This window comes from Alicyclobacillus acidiphilus NBRC 100859 (genome assembly GCF_001544355.1).
Lineage (GTDB): Bacteria > Bacillota > Bacilli > Alicyclobacillales > Alicyclobacillaceae > Alicyclobacillus > Alicyclobacillus acidiphilus.
The window spans coordinates 1-1,608 of the sequence record NZ_BCQI01000134.1 but is presented as its reverse complement, the minus strand read 5'-3'; the positions used below and the strand labels follow the sequence as shown (position 1 = coordinate 1,608).

General features: G+C 56.8%; 2 protein-coding genes. Both read left to right on the top strand.

Translation table 11 applies throughout. The features are described from left to right. A partial coding sequence (gene istA / locus AAC01S_RS18375; RefSeq protein ID WP_067625954.1) for an IS21 family transposase occupies positions 1-920 on the top strand: 920 nt, incomplete at its 5' end. Beyond that, positions 914-1,608, top strand: a 695-nt coding sequence (gene istB / locus AAC01S_RS18370; RefSeq protein WP_067625951.1) for an IS21-like element helper ATPase IstB, incomplete at its 3' end; no start/stop codon positions are given. The genes istA and istB, both read left to right, overlap by 7 nt.

Sequence of the window (1,608 nt, the reverse complement as noted above, 5' to 3'; positions counted from 1 at the left end):
GCCAGGTACAAGCGAAGCGACGTTATGAGACCAAGCCGGGGCAACAGGCACAGATTGATTGGGGCTTTTGCGAGGAGCAGGATGAGAACGGGCGTACACACAAGGTGGCGGTATTCGTGATGGTTCTGGGATACTCCCGCTCCATCTATGTGGAGTTTACGAGGCGATGCGACATTCATAGCTTTCTGCGGTGTTTCATTCATGCGCTCGAGCACTTCGGCGGCGTTCCGAAGTTTGGGCTCACTGACCACATGAAGACCGTGGTCATTGGTCGCAACGATGATGGCACACCCAAATGGCATCCGCTGTTTGAAGATTTCGTCCTGACCGTTGGGCTGACACCAAAACTGTGTCGAGTACGTGTGCCACAGACGAAAGGCAAGGTAGAACGTGGCGTAGGGTTTGTCAAAGACAACTTCTGGCCCGGACGCCGCTTTACTGGAATGGCTGATCTCAACCGTCAGGCACTCACATGGTGTCAGGAACAGGACCGGCGTATTCACGGCACGACGGGCGAACGCCCTTGTGACCTCATGCAAGATGAGCGGCTCAATCCGCTACCCTCCCCCGACCGCTTGCAGAAGTTCCTGCGGGAAGAACGCAAGGTGAGCATGGATGGCTTTGTCAGTTGGGATGGTGTTCGGTATGGGGTGCCATGGCGCTACAGTGGTCGTACAGTCCTGGTTCGTCAGGTTGGGACGAAGATTGAGATTTGGGCTGAGGGCGAGTGCATTGCAACGCATGAGCGTTCGGACAGGTGGAGCGGCCTCATTCGCCTCCCCAACCAGTACGAGGGGCTTGACGCTGCAGAGGGGCGGATTGCTCCCAAGGCGATTGCGGTTCGGGTTGCGCAAACCGATGTGGAGCAACGGCCACTTGAAGTTTACGAACAGTTCGCCCTGGGGGTGGGAGCGTGCTAGAGCTGGAGAGGGTGCGGTCGCAGTTGACAGAATTGAAGCTGAACACCGCCGCAGAGCTGCTTGAATCCCGCCTGCAGACGGCGGCGCAGAAAGAGGCAACCTACGTGTCATTCCTGGCTGAGTTGCTGGAGGAAGAGCTTTCCCAGAGACGGCATCGCTACGTGCAGACACAGGTCCAGCGTGCGCACCTGCCATACCAAAAGACGCTGGACGAGTTCGACTTCGCGTTCCAACCCAGCGTTGACCGGAGGGCGATTGAGGAGTTCGCAACACTTGGCTTTATCCAGGAGGCGTTCAACATTGTCTTCCTTGGTCCGCCCGGTGTCGGCAAGAGCCACCTTGCCGTGGCACTGGCCCTAAAAGCGCTCAGTTCCGGCTACTCCGCCTACTTCGTGAGCGTAACGGATCTGGTTGCGGATCTACGTAGAGCGAATGCAGAAAACAAGCTCGACATCCGGATGCGAAAGTATCTGCGGCCAAAGCTGCTTGTCATCGATGAGGTCGGATACTGTCCGTTTGGGCGGGAAGAAGCGAATCTGTTCTTCCAACTCGTCAGCACTCGCTACGAGCACGGCAGCATCATCCTCACCAGCAACAAGAGCTTTACAGAGTGGGGTGAGCTTTTCGGAGATGCCGTGTTGGCTTCGGCACTGCTAGACCGACTTCTTCACCACAGCCATATTGTCAA